This window comes from Psychrobacter sp. 1Y4 (assembly GCF_051847555.1).
In genome coordinates, this window is record NZ_JBPYDE010000916.1 from 1 (window position 1) to 572 (window position 572).

Here is a 572-nt window from a genome sequence, read left to right on the forward strand (position 1 = left end):
GAAAAAGATTATGTCTCTGTCAGCGCCAATGCTGAATTACCAACAGACCAAAACAAATTAGAAGAACTGTGGTCACCAGTCTACAATGCGTTTTTTGAACATGGTAAAGAAGATCCAAACGTACAGCTAATCAAAGTCGTCCCGCATGGCGTTGAGTGCTGGTTAGGTGGTAGCTCTACTATTAATATGTTCAAAATGGCAGCCGCCGCGCTACAAGACGGCAAAACAGCCGAAGACATCGGCGAGCAGTTTGAAGTATCGCTATAGTATAGAAACAATATATAACTCGATTTGGCTCAGATAAGCCTACGGTTACTGAGTTGCTCAAAACGTCAATATGCCTCGGTTTATTGGCGTTTTTTATTGTCTTATTTTTGGTAAGGCTATTTTTAGACAGTATTTTTTGATTGATAAATCATCTACTGAATAAAATCACGCAGATAATTACAAACTTTCACAGGGTATTACAGACCAGCTGTATCGTTCTATTAGGTGATATCGCTATATTGATAACTGTTAATAGGAATCATTGACCACCTTATTAGTACTCTAGGTCACACTTACCGAATAAT

1 protein-coding gene is annotated in these 572 nt (G+C 38.5%); it reads left to right on the forward strand.

Annotation, left to right across the window (positions count from 1 at the left end):
* Positions 1 to 267, forward strand: a 267-nt coding sequence (locus tag ACS8FC_RS19585; protein WP_439298014.1) for a pyridoxamine 5'-phosphate oxidase family protein, incomplete at its 5' end; no start/stop codon positions are given.
* Positions 268 to 572: the final 305 nt, after the last annotated feature.